The organism is uncultured Gimesia sp., assembly GCF_963976445.1.
In the GTDB taxonomy this organism is placed as follows: domain Bacteria; phylum Planctomycetota; class Planctomycetia; order Planctomycetales; family Planctomycetaceae; genus Gimesia.
Genome location: NZ_CAXBKP010000018.1, coordinates 115,581 through 135,242, shown reverse-complemented (window position 1 = coordinate 135,242; position 19,662 = coordinate 115,581). Strand labels below are relative to the sequence as shown.

The window sequence follows — 19,662 nt, the reverse complement described above, 5'->3', positions numbered from 1 at the left end:
ATGAATGCGTGATTGCGTCAATTAAGCAATCACGCCTTTGACAACGTGTGCCTCTTCCACGCCGGTGAGCCGGAAATCGAGTCCCTGAAACTTATAACTGAACCGCTTATGGTCGATGCCAAACAGATGGAGCAACGTCGCATGAAAGTCACGCACATGCACCGGGTTTTCTGCAGCCGCATAACCGAATTCGTCGGTCGTGCCGTAACTCTTGCCCCCCTGAACTGCACCCCCACCCAACACCAGTGAAAAGCCTTTAATGTGATGATCACGGCCTGTCCCCTGGGCCATCGGCGTTCTACCAAATTCGCCGCCGAAGACAATTAACGTGTCATCATATAAGCCCCGTTGCTTGAGGTCTTTGATCAGTGCCGCGGTCGCCTGATCAACTTCCTTCGCGGTAATTTCGATCGAGCGTTTAATACCGCCATGATGGTCCCACGCCCGGTGATAGAGCTGCACGAAGCGAACACCCCGTTCGAGCAGTCTTCGGGCCAGCAGACAATTCGACGCGTATGTGCCATCGCCGCCTTCGGTACCATAGGCTTGCAGCGTTTCCTTGGATTCATTCTTCATTTCCATCAAACCCGGCACACTGGTCTGCATGCGAAATGCCATTTCGTATTGGCCAATGCGTGTTGCAATTTCCGGGTCGTGTACTAGATCATCGAAGCCACGGTTAAGCTGATTGACGGTATCAACGAGCCGGCGCTGTTGCTGCATCGACACGCCATCAGGTCGATTCAAATACAAAACCGGTGCGCCGGTGGCCTGAAACTGCACTCCCTGAAAACGCGAAGGCAGAAAGCCACTGTGCCATTGACGTGAGGCAATCGGCTGCGCCTGTCCCCCTTTGCCCACACTGGTCAGCACCACATACCCCGGAAGATTATCACATTCCTGCCCCAGTCCATACAACAACCACGAACCCATACTCGGGCGCCCCGCTTGTGAAGAACCGGTATTGAACAGAGTATGAGCGGGGTCGTGATTGATCTGGTCGGTATACATCGAACGAATGATACACAAGTCGTCGGCCACCGAACCGATATGCGGAAACTGCGAACAGATCCGCTGGCCACTTTCACCAAAACTGGCAAAATCGAACTGCGGCGCGAAACACGTCAGTGCCCGTCCCTGCAGTTGCGCTACCTGCTGCCCTTTCGTCAGCGACTCGGGCATCGGCTTGCCATGCATCTCGCGTAACGTCGGTTTATCGTCAAACGTTTCCAGGTGTGAAGGCCCGCCTGCCATACAGAGATGGATCACTCGCTTGACGCGCGGCTTAAAGTGTGGCTTTGAGATCACACCTTGCCCGAGACCATCGGCACTCCCATCACGAGCCAACAGTGACAATAACGCCGCCGGTCCAATGCCCAGTGCGGATTGACGTAGAAAACTGCGTCTGGTGGAATAAAAGTCAGACATATTTAAAGCGCCTTAATATCGTGTGATCGTTTCATGCAAGTTCAGAACTGCCCGTGCCACGCTGGTCCATGCTGCCAGCTCTGCAGGATCGAGTTCGCCGGGCGACGGCTTGGCCAGTCCGACTGACAGAACACGTTCCGCATCTGCCTGCTGTTTGCGGTAGACTTTCAAATCTTCTTCATACAGAGACTTCAATAAGGTTTTTTCATCGTCACGTGGCGCACGCATTAATGTGTGCTGCGTGAACCAGTTCAATCGTGCTTCAAACTCAGTCTGCTGACTTTCCTGCAGCACACGCGTCGCCAGCACACGAGCCGATTCGACAAACGTCGGATCGTTCAACAATACCAGCGACTGGAGCGGCGTATTCGACCGCGGACGCTGCGCCGTACATTCTTCTCTCGCCGGAGCGTCGAACGCCAGCAAACTAGGATGCAAAAAAGTTCGCTGCCAGTGTGTGTACAAACCACGTCGATACTGCTGCGAACCATTATCCTGCTGATAAGTCCGTTTCGGAAAATTCAACTGCGCCCAGTAGCCCGCGGGCTGATACGGTTTGACACTCACGCCCCCAATTTTCGGATTCAACAGCCCACTTAAAGAGAGCGCGTTATCACGAATCATTTCCGCTTCCAGCCGCCAACGCGACTGCCGTGCATAAAGCCGGTTATAGGGATCGCGTTCACGAAGCACTGCAGGCAGCGCTGAAGATTGCTGATAGGCGTGCGATGAGACCATCAGCTGTATCATGTGTTTGATATCCCAGCCGCTTTCAACGAACTCACTGGCCAGCCAGTCGAGCAATTCGGGGTGCGTGGGCATTTCTCCCTGTGAACCAAGATCATCCACCGAACGGGCCAGACCTTGACCATATAACAGCATCCACAACCGATTCACAAACGTGCGTGCGACCAATGGGTTGTCACGAGAAGTCAGCCAGCGTGCCAGATCCAATCGCGTCGCACGTGCATTCTCTGGTGATTTGATTTGAGACAGAAAATGAGGCACTCCCGGTTCGACAATGTCGCCGGAGTCGTCCATCCAATTCCCGCGTGGCAGCACCCGCATCGTGCGCGGCTTCGTCGTCGACGTCGCTAATGTGGTGACGATGCGTTTCTGCAGTTGATCGTTCTCTGTTCGTAATTGGGCCAGCTGCGCGCGTGCTTTACTCAGTAAAGGAGTCGCCTCCCGAAACGCGGCGTCAATCTGTTGCTGCTGCTCAGTAGAGCGTTTTTCTACGGGAAGTTTGACGAGTTCCTGAAGCTGTTCGGAAGCAGAAACTCCCGGTTTGCTGATATCGATGTCCGTCGAAAACGAAATTCGAAAACGACCGAGGTTATGTTGGTTGACATAGTTCTGAACCAGACGCATCTCACAGGCGCCCTGATTGTCCTGTTTGTTCGCTGTAGTATCCTTTTTCGGCTTTGTCACCTGCCCTGCCAGAAGCAGTTGCTGGCGTTTTCCGATTTGCGGAAGAATCGCCCAACCATGCTTATGCCCATTGATGACATATTCGGGAGAATGGCTTGCTTGAGAATGCGAGGCGGTTGCTTTCTGCCATTGAACCGGCGATTGATTGACCGTCATCTCCACCCCGTTCAGAACCAGATTCCCATTCCCGGCACGTCCCGGACCTTGTCGAGGCAGAGATTTATCGGGCAGTAACTCTAAACGCAGTGCAAACGGCTTGTCTGCTGGAAGTTCGCTGTCACTAAAATCGAGAACATACACATCGTGCGCAGGGTTCTTTCCGCTCGCCAGCACCGAACCATCATCCAGCACTTTCAGTTTCGCGCCCCCTTCAGACCGGACCTGCTTTGGCTTCCAGACTGTCCAGCGATCGGTTCCATTCTTGACTTCCTGCTCCCACCGGCTTCGATCCGCCTGCAATTCAGGAGTCGTCCTGGCAAACTCAGTTTCTGCCTGCTGCAGTGCGACACTGAGTTCCTTTAAACGCTGCGACTCTGCTTCGGACGGCACCGGCAGTTTTGCGACGTGGTTCGCACCACTCACGATCCCTTGCTCTTTAATGTCTGCAAAAAATGCAGCGAAGCGATAAAAGTCTTTCGTGGTAAACGGGTCAAATTTATGGTCGTGACACTCCGCACAGCCAATTGTAGAACCGAGCCAGACGGCGCCCGTGGTTCGCACCCGGTCCGCAGAATACTTCGCCAGATACTCTTTGGGCTGAACGCCCCCTTCTGCCGAAGCCCGATTCAATCGGTTATAAGTGGAAGCGACTTTCTGTGAGAGCGTCGCATCGGGCAGTAGATCACCGGCTAGTTGCTCGGTCGTAAATTCATCAAATGGTTTATTGCTGTTGAACGCGTTGATCACATAATCCCGGTAAGGCGAGACACTCTGTACTTGATCGCCGTGATAACCCAGCGTGTCTGCATAGCGAACCAGATCCAGCCAGTACATCGTCATCCGTTCGCCGTAATGGGGAGAACTCAACAACTGATCAACGAGCCGAGCATATGCTTCCGGACTCGGATCTGCTGAAAACGCGGCAACCACCGCTGGGTCTGGAGGCAGACCAGTCAGATCAAAGGACAAGCGTCGAACCAGCGTACGCGGATCGGCAGTCGCACTCGGCGCGAAACCTTCCAGTTTCAGCTTGCGCTGGATAAATACATCGATGGGATTCACTGCTTTCGCGGCTTTCTTTGCAGGAATACCGGGACGAACCAGAGGCGTCAAAGACCAGTGCTGCTGGTATTGTGCGCCCTGATTGATCCATTTTCGCAGCAAGTCAATCTCGGCTTTTGTCAGCGGCTTGTCATGATCGGCGGGCGGCATCAGTTCACTCTCATCGGTGGAAATGATCCGCCGAATCAACTCACTCTCTTCCGCCTTGCCTTCGATTATCGCACGATGGCCATCCAGATCTGCCAGTGCTGACGCACGGTCATCCAGCCTTAGATCGGCTTCGCGTGTCTTTTCGTCAGGTCCATGGCAGGCAAAACACTTGTCCGACAAAATCGGACGTATGTCGCGATTGAACTCAACGGGAGCATCGCCAAAGACACCGGTAGCCCAGAAACAGAGACAAATTGCGACAGCTAAATTGAGTCTCATATCACGCATACTCCAACTCACAGAAAATCATCAAAGCAACTTAACCCGACACAGAATAGAATCAACGGTCGGCTACTCTAGTGTAAATACGCACTGCACCATTTCATAGGATACAAGACTGATTTTCCCACTGGAACCAGCAGTAAGGTCTAATATTTTCACCATTGAGTATAGACCACACTGGAACCAAAGTGAATAATAAAGCGATCACTGAAAGAGCTAGAACAATTTGTGGAAACCAGAGGATCATGCGAAACGCGTTAACAATCGAATTCGCCAAATCACATTATCATCTACTGAGACTCGTTTTACTCAGTCTGGTATTGCTGCCCCTCTTAACGAATGCCCGCCCTGCCTTTGCACAGGAAGCAAAAACCGAGAACAGCGCAGAGGAATCGCGTTGTGCGGCTCTGGAACTGTTTATCTGAAATGACAGTGAAGAGAACACGCAGGTCATCAAACGAGTCAAAGCGTTCGCCGAAAAAAATGGACACATTAAACTTTATATTCACAATCTCGATGAATCAGAAAAGTTTGCCGAACGCTTCCAGCAGATTTTACGCTATTTCCATCTGGAAACAGCCAAGACCCCGGCACTCTATGGGTGCAATTACCTGCTGCGGGAACTCAAACCCGATGAAACGACTGACGAACGACTGCAGTCTCTGCTAACCGTCGCGGTCTATACCAGACCCGGCTGTGCAAAATGCGATGCCGCCAAGCAATTCCTGCCCGAACTCAAACGGCGTTATCCCGTCTTTCAATTTAAACTACATGATATCGTCAGTGATGCGAGTGCCCTGGAAACAGTTCAGACACTCTCACAACGTTACGGAAAGCAAGCCGTCAGTGTCCCTGTCTTTCATCTCTGCAACAAGTTGTTCATCGGCTGGATCAGTGAACAATCCACGGGCCAGAAGCTGGAAGAGACAATGCAGTTCTGGACGAAACCCTGCCCGAAAGCGAAACCGAAAACAAAGCCGGCAGACGAAAACCAGAGTTCCAGCAGCTCTGACAAATCTAACTTACCGCCGACGTTGAATTCACCTGAGGTCTTCAACGTATCCACGCTGTCGATAAGACCAATTCCATTTCAAATTCAACATCTCGTGTTAAGCACGAGTTTAGACGCACGCGGCATCACTCAAACAGCCAGCATGCTTCTTGCGAATCAGACAGCTAGTTTCGCAAACGATGAAACTTTAGATCCGCTCCCGCCAGCCATCCCCTCTGATAATGCACTGCCGCCGATCCCGGGCGGTGATTCCAGTCCGCCACCGCTCCCTTTTGATCAGCCGCCGGTGGATGCTGGCGAAAAACGGCCCCCTCCTGTGAAAGAGGAGGGAGACACCATCTCTGTTCCTGTATTGGGGGAACTGAGCCGAAGCCGGTTAGGGATGCCGGCTTTTACTTTTTTAATTGGGTTGGTGGATGGTTTTAATCCATGTGCGATGTGGGTCTTGCTGTTTCTGCTGTCGGTGTTAGTGAATCTTCGCAGCCGTGCTAAAATTTTGGCCGTGGCTGGCACGTTTATCATCATCAGCGGTTTGGCTTATTTTGCGTTTATGGCGGCCTGGCTCAATGTATTTTTACTCGTCGGATACCTTCCCAAAGTTCAACTGACCCTGGGAATCTTCGCGGTCTTGATAGGTACGATTCATGTCAAGGACTTCTTTGCGTTCAAAAAAGGATTCTCACTTTCGATTCCCGAGTGGGCCAAGCCCGGAATCTACGCCAGAGTACGCAGAATCGTGACGGCTGAGAATCTGACAGGAGCGATTCTCGGAGCAGCCATTCTTGCCGTGCTGGTGAATATCATCGAGCTACTCTGCACTGCCGGGCTGCCGGCTTTATATACGCAGGTACTCACCATGCAAAACTACCCTGCCTGGAAATCGTACTCCTACCTGGGACTCTATATCCTGGCCTACATGCTGGATGACACGATCATGGTCACAATCGTTGTGGTCACACTCGGACGTCACAAACTACAGGAACGCGAAGGACGGTATCTCAAGCTCATCAGCGGCTTAGTCATTCTCGTGCTGGGACTGGTCCTGATCTTCAGGCCCACACTGCTGTTTTAAAAGCAGGGCACGTAAACAACACCCCCAACCCTCTATTCCTAGCTTGACAAAGCACTAGCTCAGAATATCGTGAATCACTTCGCCGTAATCCCGTTCCAGTCGCTGTCTGCCGGGATAGTTTAACTGCGTCGTATCGAGTCCCATCTGATGCAATACGGTTGCATGCAGGTCTGTCACATAGTGCCGATCCTCGACAGCATGGAATCCAAGCTCATCGGTGGCACCGTGAATGTGGCCTCCTTTGATGCCACCCCCCGCCATCGCAACACTGAAACCGTGCGGATGATGATCGCGTCCCGACCCCTGCACGGTACTGTTTCCTTCGCGGTGCTCGGCCCCAGGAGTTCGTCCAAATTCCGATCCGATCACCACCATTGTCTCATCCAGCAAACCACGCAGCTTCATGTCTTTGATGAGCCCGGCGATTGGTTGATCAACCTGAGCGGCAAGATTGGAATGCAGCCGCTTGATATCGCGATGCGAATCCCAGGCCCCGGCATTACCCCGGTAACCATGGAACAATTGAATAAATCGCACGCCCTGTTCCGTCAAACGCCGTGCGGCCAGACACTTCTCACCAAAGTCTTTCGTGACTTTATCATTCAAGCCGTAGAGGTTTTGCACAGACTGAGTTTCTTCCTGAAACTGCATGACTTCCGGAACCGTGGATTGCATCTGAAACGCGAGCTCATACGATTTGATCCGTGCCTGCAGATATTGATCGTCCGGGTATTGAATCCCGGTTTGCCGATTCAATTTCCCCAATAGGCCAAACATTTTCTGTTGTTCGGAAGGAGTCATTTTTTCATCAGCCGAGCGCACGAAGGACAGCGGTTGCTTCGCGTCAACTTTCATCCGCACGCCAGCATGTGCAGGCCCTAAATAAGCAGAGCCGTGCGTCCAGGCAGCACCACAGCAATCGGCGCTGGGATTTCCCAATACCACATAATGCGGCAGATTTTGATTGCCGGTACCCAGTCCATAACTGACCCACGACCCAACCGTGGGAAACGCTCCCTCGGTAATTTTCCGGCCAGTGTGGTAAGTCAACTGGGCACCATGATTGTTATCGATCGTCCACATCGAACGAACCAGTGTCAGATCATCGGCACAAGAACCCATGTGCGGGAACCAGTCGCTGATCTCCAGACCACTCTCGCCGTAAGACTTAAACCCGGTTTGCAGAGGCATCAGCGATTTATAAATCTTCCGCTTTTGCTTGGAGGGATCAAGCAGCACTTTGTTGATCTTGTCTTTATTGAGGACCGCATCTCCGAACGGTGTTTCATCAATCGACTTGCCCGCGTATTTATTCAGCGCCGGCTTGGGATCAAAGCTTTCCAGATGGCTCAAACCGCCAATCAGAAAAATCCAGATCACCGATTTCGCACGCGGCGCCAGATGACGGCCTGATCCCGATTCTGTCGCTTGCAGTTCCCCATTCTGAAACAGTAGCGATGTCAACGCCATTCCGGTCATACCCATACCGGTATCACCCAAAAACGTGCGGCGGTTCATCTGAGGTGATGACATATCAATCTCTTTCTTATGGAAAAAACGTCTAATCGTTAGCGGATCGTGACGAAATCATTATGGTTGAACAGCACGGATATCAACTTCTGATACTGATCTTGAGGCGGCGTTCCTTTGCCCCCCTCCGTCCCATCAAACAGAAATTCACGACACAGCTTCTGCTCTTCCTTATTTGGCAGACGGGACAAAATCGATAGAAACGCTTCTTCAATGAAGGCACTCACATCGCCCGTCGTTTGTTGTTCAATTTTCGCAGCCAGCGCCTCACTGGCCAGAAACGATAACTTACTGTTCGCCAGCGCCAATGCCTGATGCGGCTGGACACTCGTGTCACGCATGTAACACTCCGAGACGCTGGGGCCATCAAAGATTTGAACGAACTCGACCAGTTTTTCGTGTGCGTGCCTCAGATAAATACTCTTACGGAGTGAATCCTGTGCCTGTTCGTTACTGATATCCGGGCCACCCACTTGCGCATCGAGTCGTCCCGGAATGGACAGCAGGTTATCGCGGACGATCTCGCCTTCCATGCGGCGGGCCGACTTTTTCCAGAGATACAGATTATCCGGGTCAATCTGAGAATTCTCTTTGGAACCGGTCCCCGCCATCCGGTACGTCGCACTGGTAACGATCAACCGGTGCATCTCTTTCATGCTCCAGTCGCGTTGCATCAATTCGGCAGCAAGCCAGTCCAACAACGCCGGGTGCATCGGTTCCCGACCATTGCCGCCAAACTCATTTACCGTCGGTACAATCGGCTGACCGAAGTGCCGCAACCAGATGTGGTTCATCGCCACACGCGCGGTCAACGGGTTGTTCTTCTCCGTCAGCCAACGGGCAAATGCCAGACGACGCCCCGAACTCTGTTTCGGATAAGTCGGTTGTTTGCGAGGCGTGTACTTCGCAGTTACCTTTGCCTGAGACGCTTCTTCGGCTTTCTTCAGGCTTGTTTCCGCTGCCTTGTGTTGTTGATCGGCTTTCTTTAATTGTTGTTTGGCTTTGGTGATGGCTGATTTTTTCTTGTTCTTTTCGGCCTTAGCCAGCGTTTTTTTCGCCTGCGCCTGTTTCTCAACCGCAGACATCAGTTTCCATTTCGCATCTTCGAGAGCCGCCTGTCGCTGTAACTTCACCAGGTTTTTCGCAGCGGTCTGCCACCCATCTGACTTCTTCTTCCCCGCGGCTTCGATTTCTTCGATCGCAAACTGTGCTTCCAATACCGCTAAGGCACTTTCTGCAGCCAGACGTTGTTCGGGTTGTTTTGCCTGCGCCATCGCACCACGCATCTGGGCGATGAAGTCCTGTTTCACAAAGTCCCGCTGCGCCGGCTGACTCGCCACCAGTGGCAGTGAAACCGGTTGCACTTCATAAGTCCCCCCCAGAAACTTCGGTACGCCGGGAGGAATACTTTTGTCTTTCAGCGGCCGCCGCTCATCCCCTTTTTCGAAGAACCAGGTTTTGGCGGTCATCGATTTATCATAGGCTCGCGGAATCCCATTCTTGGACGTGTCAAGCACTCCTGCGACACGATCGGTGCGAACGTGATAGTTTTCAAAAACAGCACGCAGACTAAAGTACTCGTCTTGTAGAATGGGATCGTACATATGATCGTGGCATTTCGCACAACCCACGGTAATTCCCAGAAAGGCCTGCGACGTATGTTTGACGACATCGTCCATCCACTGGTTCCGCACGGCATGAAAATTACGCGCCAGAAAACCGGTCGCACGCAGGGTATCCCAGTCATCGGGTTTCAATTCGTCCGCAGCGAGCATTTCGACGACCATCTGATCGTAGCCTTTGTCAGCGTTCAACGATTCGATAATCCAGTCTCGCCAATGCCAAATATGCCGCTGGCTCACACGCAGCGCATCCTTATAACCGGCCCAGTCACTGTATCGCCAGACGTCCATCCAGTGTCGTCCCCAGCGTTCGCCGTAGGCAGGATGCTGCAACAACCGATCTACGACCTCTTCATAGGCCCGCGGATTCGTTTTGCTTACTTCTAGAAACTCCCGAATTTCCTGTGGTGTCGGATTTAATCCGATCAAATCCAGATAAACGCGTCTTAGCAAAATTGTCGGTGCCGCTTCACCGACTCGTTTCAAACCCTTCTTTTCGTGACCGGCGGCAATGAAATGATCGATGGGGTTCCGTGCCCAGCCTGCCTCTTTCAATAGTGGCACTTCAGGTCGCTTCACCGACTGGAACGGTTTCCAGGCATAGCGATTTCGATACTCGTGAAACTCGGCGGTCAACGTCTTCAGTTTTTGAACCGCAGCCGCATCAGGGAATTTGGTTTTGTCACCAGGAGCCGTCCCGACCAGAATTTCCTGTAGATTTGAAAAACCATCGCCGTCTGCATCTTTCTCGGCGAGTAATTTCAATCGCAGTGCGATCTCGGGATCGCGATTCTCTTCACTCAGTTTTTCCCCTTCGAGCCGCAACTGTGTTCCAAACGGATTGTGCGGAAAGTCATCCAGCGACTCTGCCCCCTCGGCATGCGCGGCAACGTGACAGACGCTGCACGAATTCATGTCCTTGGAAAGATAATTGCCGAAGTAGCGGGCAAACGCACGGCGGTTCGCAGGATTCGCCGAGGCGGGAGTGCAGATCCCACAACTCAGCACCAGGAGTAGCACACTAACAACTCGTCTGTTCAATCCGTTCATATTTTAACCATCGGAGTTCTACGTCATTGCAGTTTAAAAAAAGAGACAACAAAAACGCAGTGAAATCAGGGTTATTGAATTCGGCATTGCAAGCAAAACGCTCGCATCGCGGGCGAGAATACAGGTAGGAGAACGAGGCATCCCGTTGAAACATCTGTCCTCAACAGGACACACGCATCAAGACAATAGCATATCAAATTTTCAGGAAAATGCCAGAGAAAACTGCAGATCGTGCGATGAGATCAAGAACGGATTCAATAGCAGCGATACTGACAGGCCCACTTGAATCCTTAAACAATGGCACCTTGTTCACGCAGTGTGGAACGCAGCACCTCAATATCCACTTCGCGCGGAGTCACACCTTGCTGAATCGACAGACTCGCCGCAGTTCCCGCTGCCTCACCGGTCGCGTAACAGGGCGGAATCACGCGGGCCGAAGCGGCTCCTTCATGGTCTGCCGAGATTGGGCGGCCAGCCACCAGCAAGTTATTAACCTGCCGCGGCACGAGACAGCGATACGGAATCTCATAGTGGTCGGCATGAATCCCCTCTAATCGGCCCCGCGGTCCCTGCGGATCATGAATGTCAATGGGATACGAACACTGGGCGATCGAATCCTCGAACTTGTGTCCTTCGAGCACATCCTGTCCGTTGAGCACATAATCTCCCAAAATATGCCGCGTTTCGCGTATGCCAACCTGAGCCCCCGTCGCGATCAACTGCGCATTCTCCAGACCGGGACAGTGCGAACGGAAAAACCGAATCAACTCCCACGCCTGACGTCGGCTCTCAATTTCCGCACGCGACAGATCATCGGGGTTGGTGCCATCCACATTCTGCACGCGCGTGGAATTCACCCGCCATTGACCGGGCGTTGGTTCGCGATAAATATTCAGAAACTCCCGCTCCAAAGTCCATTCGCCGCGCTCCCTGGCTTCCTTCACAATGCACTCAAACAGTCGCTCGCCGGGATGCAGCGTTTCATGTTCCCGCATCCAGGAAATCACGCGATCATCATCCACATTGCCAATCGTTAGAAACAACGTGACCGGCATCATCTTACCGTCTTCACGTCGGCCTACTTCAAATGGCGCCCCTGCTTTCGCGGCGATATCGCCATCGCCAGAAGTATCAATCACGACTTTGGGACGCAGCAAACCGAGACCGGCTTTATCCAGCATGATAATATCAGTAATGCGTTCCCCTTCCATCACGACATCGACAAACGACGTATGAAAGCGAATTTGCGCACCCGCATCACAGACCATTTCCAGCGTCGCCATCTTCAATGCTTCGACATGAAACGGCGTCACGTTGGCATGGCCCAGTTCAATGAACGATGCCCAGGCAGATCCCGCTTCGGTCGTGGAAGGATCAACGGCTCCTCCCATCTTCACCATGCGGTCAATGACTTCCTGAAAGAGCCCGGCCACAAGTTGTCGTTTGCCGTCCGGGGTATAGGATGTCATAAAAGGACCGACCATCCCAGCCGTCGAAGTCCCGCCGAGAAATCCATAGCGCTCGACGAGCACAGTCGAAGCACCATTCCGTGCTGCCGCAGCAGCAGCAGCCACCCCGGCGGAGCCACCACCAATGACAGCAACATCTACGGTGGCACGTAACGGAATCTCCCACGTGTGACTGATTGTTTCGGGCACGTCCGACATAAGAACCGATTCCTCTAAAGTAAGTGAGATCTATACTATTACTTTAGAAAATAGCAATAGTCATTCAGAGTCGCAACGCCGCGCTGAAAGGGTACTGTTGAATGCACTTATTGGGCAACGGTTTCTGATGCCGGCTGTGCTTTCTCCGTTTCTTCGCGCTGGTATAGCAACCAATAGGTCACCGGGATCACAATCAACGTGAACATTGTTGATGTCAGTATCCCGAAAATGATCGCCCAGGCCAATCCGGAAAAGACGGGGTCAAGCGTGATCACCCAGTTCGCCAACAGCGTGGTTCCCGCCGTCAGTAAAATCGGTCGCGTGCGAACGGCAACCGATCGAATGACTGCTTCCTGGAGCGGAAACCCTTCTTCACGCGCCAGATGAATAAAATCAATCAGTACGACCGAATTCCGTACGACGATTCCCGCCAGCGCAATCATGCCAATCATGGCGGTTGCCGTGAAGAAGACCGGATTGGGATGTCCTCCTACCGGAACATCCATGATGACATTGAGCAACCAGAAACCGGGCAAGATCCCGATCAGCGTTAAAGGAATGGCCAGCATGATCAATACCGGCAACGTACGCGAGCCGGTCTGAAACATCAAAATAACAAAGATACTCAGTAAGGCGGCCGCGAACGCGAATCCCAAATCGCGAAAGACATCTAAGGTAATCTTCCACTCCCCTTCTCCCGCCCAGTTCACGGAATAGCCTGCAGGGATGGACCAGCCAACCCCTCCACCGGGTGACAACCATGTACGGTCTTCCACAGGTCGGACCGCTGCTTCGCTCTGAGTGGTACCGGTTTCCTGATCCGCTCCCAAATCCATAATCGCATCTGCCGGCGGCCGCCCTGCGACCTCCGCATACACATAAACGACGCGTTTCAGATTTTTATGATAGATGGTTTTGTCTTCGAGCGTTTTTTCGAATTTGCCGAGCGCCCCCAGTTGCACGACCTGACCGCCGGTTCCCTGCACATAGAGCTCTTCCAAGTCGTCAATCGCAGACCGGTTGGAACGAGGCAACTTGAGTTCGATCCACAACGGCTCCACCTCATGAGGCAAATGCAGCACCGTTGACTTATCTCCGTTTAAAGCGATGCGAATTGTTTCGGCAACCGCTTCCGTCGAGATTCCCGACAGCGCCGCCTTGGGTTTATCGACTTCAAACACCCAGCGTATTTGATCATCCTCGGCACTCACATCGACGTCCACCACACCCCATTCATCAGCCAGACGAGTTTCAACACGGCGAGCGACATCGATCAGATCCGCGTACGTCTTTCCTGGAGGCCCGAAAACTTCAGCCGTAATGGTCGATAGAACCGGGGGCCCCGGCGGCACTTCCACCAGCTTCAATTTTGCTCCCAGTGAATTGGCTAATTCCGTTAATGGTTCCCGAAGCCGTAATATGATTTCATGAGACTGTGCAATGCGATGATCTTTCCCAATCAGATTCACACGGATGTCGGCCAGATGAGAAGCATTTCGCAAAAAGTAATGCCGCACCATCCCGTTAAAGTCCATCGGCGAAGCCTGCCCGACGTAGAGCTCATAATCTCGCACTTCGGAGACACCACTTAAATACGCGCCGATCTGTGTCGCTGCGGCGGCCGTCCGTTCGAGCGAAGTCCCTTCCGGCATATCCAGTACGACCTGAAATTCATTTTTGTTGTCATAAGGCAGCATCTTGACGGGAACCAGCCGCATTACCGGCAGCGTCATCGCTCCCACAAGCAGCAACACTATTCCGAATAAGACTCCCCAGCCATAGATCCGCCGGGACAGAATGGGTCCAAGAATAGCACGCGACAGTCGATACAACGGCTGTCTCGTCAGGTCGTAAGAACTTTCATTCGAATCGTCTGATTGAGCAAGCCGCCTGAGAGAAACCATCGCCAGCCAGGGCGTGATCATAAACGCGACAAGTGTTGAAAACGTAACAGTCAGAGGGACATTCAACGCCATCGGCGCCATATAGGGGCCCATCATGCCGGTGATAAATGCCAAGGGTAGAAAGCTAACGATGATGGCCAATGTGGACAAAATTAACGCGGGACGCACTTCCTGTATCGCACGCAAAACAGATTTTCGCGGCGGAAAAATGCGCATCGAGAAGTAACGAGCAATATTTTCGACATCCGTAATCGGATCATCAACCAGCAGTCCTAACGCTAGAATCAGCGCAAACATGGTCACGCGGTTGATTGTGTAACCCGCAGTCAGATTGACAAACAACGTCAGGCTGTAACAGACGGGAATCGCCAGCGCGATCACCAACGCCGCCCGCCAGCCGATCACAAACCCAATCAAAGCAATCACGGTAAGCACCGCAACGACCAGACCTTCAACAAGTTCGTTCACCTTTTCGTTGGCAGTCTCGCCATAATCGCGCGTGATGCGATAATCAACGCCGTCAGGCAAATGGGTCTTTGATAATTCTTGCAGTCGCGTTTCAACCGCTTCAGCCACCCAGACCGCGTTGGTCCCCTTCCGTTTGGCGACGGAAAGATGAACGGCGGGATACAACTGGTCTTCACTGGCGTGCGATGTATCCGCGGCACCGAAACTGATCCAGCTATAACCTTCGACTTCGGCGGGACCATCCACCACGGTGGCTACATTTTTGAGGTAAACCGGACGGTCTTCCGAAACATTCACCACGATATTTTCCAGATCGGACACATCCTTGATAAACGTGCCTGATTCCACAACGAACTGCTGGTCCTGTTGATCAAATTCTCCCGCCCGGATCATCACATTACTGACCTGAAGAGCATTGCGAATCTGCAAGGGAGACGTTTTGTGAGCCGCCAGTCGCTGTGCATCCAGCTCCACACGAATGCGTCGCGGACGACCGCCGACCACTTCCACGCGGTTCGTATTAGGAATCGCCTGAAGTTCAAGCTGGACTTCCTCCGCAATCCGACGTAATTCGTGGTCACTGTGAATTTCAGGGTGTTCACTCCAGAGGGTTGCGATCACAATCGGGACATCATCTACTTCAATGGGCTTCACCACCCACGAGGCGACTCCCGGCGGAATCTGATCCGTGGAAGAATTAATCTTGTTATATAGTTTGACCAGCGAGTCTTCCCGATCTTCGCCCACATAAAACCGCACCGTGACGACGCATTGCCCCGGCTTGGACATCGAATAGACGTATTCCACACCATCAATCTGGTACAGCAACTTCTCCAGTCGATCCGTGACCTTGGTTTCCACTTCGCGGGCAGACAAACCCGGTACATTCACAAACACATCCGCCATCGGCACCACGATCTGCGGCTCTTCCTCGCGAGGCGTCAGCCACAAAGCCACAGCGCCCAGCATCAGAGAGACAATGATCAGCAGAATCGCCACGTCGCCTCGCAGAAAGACTTCGACCACGCGCGTCAGGAAACCAGGGTTTTCATCGGAAAGGTCATCCAGCTTATTTGTCATCGGTGCTGCGCTCCTTCGCTGGAGAATTCGGTTTCAGAATCACCTGCTCTCCCGCCTGAAGGCCACTCAAGACCTCCTGGCGACCGGGGATGCCGACTTGCCCGGTTTTGATAAAGCGTCGTTCCAAAGTCCCATCAGGACGAACCACATTCACAAATTCCAGTTGGCCGATGCGTTCGACCGCATCCATGTCCAGGCAAAGATGCTTGCGACTTCCGGCGGAAATTCGAAGTCGACCGAACATTCCTTCATACAAATCTTCCGAACGGGGCAAACTCGCTTTGACCAGGAACGAGCGACTGTGCGCATCGGCCTGGGGCACAATTTCGTCGATTGTCGCCTCGAACTCACGCTCCAATGCATCGACATACACCTTGAGTTCATCCCCCAGCCGCAGTTTGACGGCCAGCTGTTCCATAACCGGCGCTTCCAGGCGGAGTGAAGTCGCGTCATACAACACCAGCAGCGGTGTACCCGGATTAGCAATGTCTCCCGGTTCGGCTAAGCGGTCCACAATCCGCCCGCTCTTTGCTGTCTTGATTATGGTATAGGATAATAATATTTCCGCTTCCGTGACCGCTTGTTTGGCGCGTGACTCTTCCGCTTTAGCCACATCCAGCTGCCGCTTCGCACGATCAAAGTCAGACTTCGTGACCACGTTCTTTTTCAGAAGCGTTTCGACACGCTGAAAATCTTTTTCCGCTTCGTCACGAGTCGCGGCAGCGGCAGCCAGCGATTGTTTTGCCTGGTTCAGGCGGGATTGATACTCTTTGGCATCCAGCTCGATCAACGTCTGTCCTTTGGTAACCTGGTCCCCTGCTTTCACATTAATCTTTTCAATCGTCGCCAGAACCTTGGACGCCACAATCGTGCGGCTCGATGCTTTCAGCGTTCCGATCGCTTCCTCGACATAAGGCTTCGTCAGCTCATGCACCTCGCTTGTCGGTTCTATCGTATGCCGCCGCACACCTCGTTCCTGCCAGTCAGACTCCACCTTCGGCTCAAACATCCCCGAAAGCCAGGCAATCGAAAGCACCAGCACGGCAAAACCAACGATCACCATTAAACTGCGGAAGAAGATGATCAAACCTTTGTGAGCGAACGATAGTTTCATCTCGATCCCCTTAACATAATACCATCGATTCAACGGTCTATAATTTTTCTGCCTACCAGACATGTCGTAACATCACGACATTTTAACACTTTGTAATCTGTAATACAAGACTGCTTTCCTGGCGCCGTTCGTGGCACATGTTTGTTATTAACTGAAATCAAATATCAATGCCCGGGTGGAAAACAAATTCGCATGGCGAGCAGAACAGCTAATCCACAAATAAATGCGACAAAAGTAGCAATATTCTCTCGAACATCGCTGCTTTTTTTAATTTCGGGAATCAAATCGGCGGCACCAATATACAAGAAATTCCCCGCTGCAAACGGAATCAGAAAGTCAACATTCACCGTGTCCGATATCCCGTAGACGACCAATCCACCAACAAGAAATGTGAGTCCGGAAAAAAAATTGTAAAGAAGCGCCCCGGACTTCGACCAACCACCGTGCAATAAGACGGCGAAGTCGCCCAACTCCTGGGGCACTTCATGCGCCGCTGCCGCCAGCCATGCGGAAATCCCCAAGCGATAATCGATCATAAAACTGGCGGCGACAAACAATCCGCCGATAAAATTGTGCAGCGCATCGGCAATCAGAATCAAATACGTCAGCGGCTCTCTCTGATCGGCGTCTGTCTGATGACTGTGGTGCCAGTTGAGAAATTGCTCGAGCGCGAGAAATATCAGAAACCCGGCGACAATCCAGAGATAAACCGAGATTTCGTTGCCCATCGCATGAACTGCGGCAGGAATCATATGAAACAGGGCGCCGCCGAGTAAAGAACCTGCAGCAAATGCCACGAGGGGAAGCAGGAGCTTGTCCAAGGTTGACTGCTTCAGAACGAGGGTCAAACTTCCGACGAGAGCAATCAAACTCATTGCAAAACCGGAAACAATAATCCAGATCAGCATATCCACGCGCCAGTGAGAGTAAAAAAAGAGATCGTTTTCAAAATAGTTAACAATGAGTTTCTGATTGTATCCTGTTTTGCCCCCGATTCGCAATCAGCATTCATACGATCAAGGACCGTGCCGCACTTGAAGTCTTGAACTAGTGCCTGCAATGGTGTAAGTTGTCGCAAATCAAGTTGCATCAAACCTACTTTGCTTCACTTTTCCGGAATCAGCAACATAAGTGGCTCATTCGCGTAGATTAAGGAATGACATATGGACGTAACCACCATATTGGTGGTGATTCACTTCCTGGTCGAGACTCTGGTCATCCTGCGCGTCATTCTCAGGCCGCATCGAGATCCGACCTCACGACTGGCCTGGATTGTTGTCATCGCTACACTGCCAGTGGTTGGTATCCTGGCCTATATTCTCTTTGGTGAAGTAAACATCGGCCGCCGCCGCATCGCTCGTATGAGTCAGGTCATCGAGAGCCTGCCACCACTGGTTACCAATAGTCCCGCAGACGAATTACGCTGTGAATCGGATATACCAGAACGTTACGAGCATCTGTTCCGCGTCGGCCAATCCATTAGCAGCTTTGCTCCTGCGGAAGGGAACACGGCCAGCCTGATGCCTGATTCAAATGCGACGATTGATTCTATGGTGGCAGATATCGACGCCGCCCAGAATCATGTCCATCTGCTGTTTTATATCTGGCTGTCAGACAATAACGGCTGCAAAATTGTTGAGGCGCTCAAGCGGGCCGCAGCACGTGGGGTGAAGTGCCGTGCGATGGCCGATGGACTCGGTTCCCGGCTGATGATCAAGTCTCCCTATTGGAATGAGATGCGTGAAGCGGGAGTGCATGTTGCCATCGCCTTGCCGATCGGGAATATTCTATTGCGTCCGCTCGTCGGTCGAATTGACCTTCGCAATCACCGCAAAATCGTCGTGATTGACGGAAACATCACCTACTGTGGCAGTCAGAACTGCGCTGATCCGGAATTTCGCGTTAAGCCGAAATATGCCCCCTGGGTCGATGCCGTCATCCGATTTCAAGGACCAGTCGCACTCCAGAATCAATACCTGTTCGCCAGCGACTGGATGACTTATGTCAACGAAGATCTGACCGACCTGCTACGTTCGCCAGTCCACCCACACCAGCCGGGCATTCCCGCGCAAGTCATCGGCACAGGACCGACCGTGCGGTATTCTGCCATGCCGGAAGTATTCGAATCCCTGATGCACACTGCCCGCCGTGAACTGGTCATCACAACCCCTTATTACGTCCCCAACGAATCGATGCAGGACGCACTTTGCGCAACCGCGTATCGGGGCGTTGATACCACCATCATCTTTCCCGCGAGAAATGATTCCCGGGTTGTCGCGGCTGCGAGTCGCAGTTATTACAAGGAGTTACTGACTGCCGGTGTCAAAATCTACGAGTACACGGGCGGCCTGTTACACACCAAATCACTGACTTTGGACGGTGATGTCACCCTGATCGGTTCTGCCAACATCGACCGACGCAGCTTCGATCTCAATTACGAAAACAACATCCTGTTTTATGATCCCACACTGACCGCAGCGGTTCGAGAGCGACAGCAGGAGTACATCGAGAAATCCGTCGAAATCACAGCAGACGCTGTGGCAAACTGGTCGATCACCCACAGACTATGGAACAACACCGTCGCTATGCTGGGCCCAGTGTTGTGAGATCTAAGTACGGACACGCGTTTCT

11 protein-coding genes are annotated in these 19,662 nt (G+C 52.5%); 3 read left to right on the top strand and 8 right to left on the bottom strand.

Annotated features, from left to right (window positions below; genetic code table 11):
• Nucleotides 1-21: 21 nt before the first annotated feature.
• Together AAC022_RS18865 and AAC022_RS18860 are read right to left on the bottom strand one after the other, a co-directional pair.
• On the bottom strand, nucleotides 22-1,428 hold the full coding sequence (locus tag AAC022_RS18865) for a DUF1501 domain-containing protein (RefSeq protein WP_339733531.1): 1,407 nt from the start codon (nucleotides 1,426-1,428) through the stop codon (nucleotides 22-24).
• Between the two features lie 12 nt (nucleotides 1,429-1,440).
• Nucleotides 1,441-4,509 carry a PSD1 and planctomycete cytochrome C domain-containing protein gene (locus AAC022_RS18860; protein WP_339733530.1) on the bottom strand — a complete coding sequence of 1,023 codons (3,069 nt, stop codon included), beginning with the start codon at nucleotides 4,507-4,509 and terminating at the stop codon, nucleotides 1,441-1,443.
• A gap of 248 nt (nucleotides 4,510-4,757) precedes the next feature.
• Between AAC022_RS18860 and AAC022_RS18855 the strand changes: the two genes are divergently transcribed.
• A complete protein-coding gene (locus tag AAC022_RS18855; protein WP_339733529.1) occupies nucleotides 4,758-4,937 on the top strand; it encodes a hypothetical protein in 180 nt (59 codons plus the stop codon).
• Nucleotides 4,938-5,441: 504 nt separating this feature from the next.
• On the top strand, nucleotides 5,442-6,596 hold the full coding sequence (locus AAC022_RS18850; RefSeq protein ID WP_339733527.1) for a hypothetical protein: 1,155 nt from the start codon (nucleotides 5,442-5,444) through the stop codon (nucleotides 6,594-6,596).
• A gap of 54 nt (nucleotides 6,597-6,650) precedes the next feature.
• On the opposite strand, the gene AAC022_RS18845 is transcribed toward AAC022_RS18850, so the two are convergent.
• The 6 genes from AAC022_RS18845 to AAC022_RS18820 all read right to left on the bottom strand — a co-directional run bounded on the left by AAC022_RS18845 (nucleotide 6,651) and on the right by AAC022_RS18820 (nucleotide 17,939).
• Complete coding sequence (locus AAC022_RS18845) at nucleotides 6,651-8,129, bottom strand: DUF1501 domain-containing protein (RefSeq protein WP_339733526.1); 1,479 nt, start codon at nucleotides 8,127-8,129, stop codon at nucleotides 6,651-6,653.
• Between the two features lie 35 nt (nucleotides 8,130-8,164).
• Entirely contained in the window at nucleotides 8,165-10,798 is a 2,634-nt protein-coding gene (locus tag AAC022_RS18840) for a DUF1553 domain-containing protein (RefSeq protein ID WP_339733525.1), read from the bottom strand.
• 290 nt (nucleotides 10,799-11,088) lie between these two features.
• A complete protein-coding gene (locus AAC022_RS18835) occupies nucleotides 11,089-12,465 on the bottom strand; it encodes an FAD-dependent oxidoreductase (protein WP_339733523.1) in 1,377 nt (458 codons plus the stop codon).
• Nucleotides 12,466-12,572: 107 nt separating this feature from the next.
• Nucleotides 12,573-15,917, bottom strand: coding sequence for an efflux RND transporter permease subunit (locus tag AAC022_RS18830; RefSeq protein WP_339733522.1), 3,345 nt, complete (start codon nucleotides 15,915-15,917; stop codon nucleotides 12,573-12,575).
• Nucleotides 15,907-17,031: an efflux RND transporter periplasmic adaptor subunit gene (locus AAC022_RS18825; RefSeq protein WP_339733521.1), complete on the bottom strand. Its 1,125-nt coding sequence runs from the start codon at nucleotides 17,029-17,031 to the stop codon at nucleotides 15,907-15,909. Before AAC022_RS18825 ends, AAC022_RS18830 begins: the two co-directional genes overlap by 11 nt.
• Before the next feature lie 164 nt (nucleotides 17,032-17,195).
• Complete coding sequence (locus tag AAC022_RS18820; RefSeq protein ID WP_339733520.1) at nucleotides 17,196-17,939, bottom strand: ZIP family metal transporter; 744 nt, start codon at nucleotides 17,937-17,939, stop codon at nucleotides 17,196-17,198.
• Between the two features lie 255 nt (nucleotides 17,940-18,194).
• Between AAC022_RS18820 and cls the strand changes: the two genes are divergently transcribed.
• Nucleotides 18,195-19,637 carry a cardiolipin synthase gene (cls, locus tag AAC022_RS18815; RefSeq protein ID WP_339733519.1) on the top strand — a complete coding sequence of 481 codons (1,443 nt, stop codon included), beginning with the start codon at nucleotides 18,195-18,197 and terminating at the stop codon, nucleotides 19,635-19,637.
• Nucleotides 19,638-19,662 lie beyond the last annotated feature (25 nt).

What these genes read in the sequence shown, in the direction of transcription:
- AAC022_RS18865 (WP_339733531.1), bottom strand. Translation starts at nt 1,428, where the DNA reads ATGTCTGACTTTTATTCCACCAGACGCAGTTTTCTACGTCAATCCGCA.
- AAC022_RS18860 (WP_339733530.1), bottom strand. Translation starts at nt 4,509, where the DNA reads ATGAGACTCAATTTAGCTGTCGCAATTTGTCTCTGTTTCTGGGCTACC.
- AAC022_RS18855 (WP_339733529.1), top strand. Translation starts at nt 4,758, where the DNA reads ATGCGAAACGCGTTAACAATCGAATTCGCCAAATCACATTATCATCTA.
- AAC022_RS18850 (WP_339733527.1), top strand. Translation starts at nt 5,442, where the DNA reads ATGCAGTTCTGGACGAAACCCTGCCCGAAAGCGAAACCGAAAACAAAG.
- AAC022_RS18845 (WP_339733526.1), bottom strand. Translation starts at nt 8,129, where the DNA reads ATGTCATCACCTCAGATGAACCGCCGCACGTTTTTGGGTGATACCGGT.
- AAC022_RS18840 (WP_339733525.1), bottom strand. Translation starts at nt 10,798, where the DNA reads ATGAACGGATTGAACAGACGAGTTGTTAGTGTGCTACTCCTGGTGCTG.
- AAC022_RS18835 (WP_339733523.1), bottom strand. Translation starts at nt 12,465, where the DNA reads ATGTCGGACGTGCCCGAAACAATCAGTCACACGTGGGAGATTCCGTTA.
- AAC022_RS18830 (WP_339733522.1), bottom strand. Translation starts at nt 15,917, where the DNA reads ATGACAAATAAGCTGGATGACCTTTCCGATGAAAACCCTGGTTTCCTG.
- AAC022_RS18825 (WP_339733521.1), bottom strand. Translation starts at nt 17,031, where the DNA reads ATGAAACTATCGTTCGCTCACAAAGGTTTGATCATCTTCTTCCGCAGT.
- AAC022_RS18820 (WP_339733520.1), bottom strand. Translation starts at nt 17,939, where the DNA reads ATGCTGATCTGGATTATTGTTTCCGGTTTTGCAATGAGTTTGATTGCT.
- cls (WP_339733519.1), top strand. Translation starts at nt 18,195, where the DNA reads ATGGACGTAACCACCATATTGGTGGTGATTCACTTCCTGGTCGAGACT.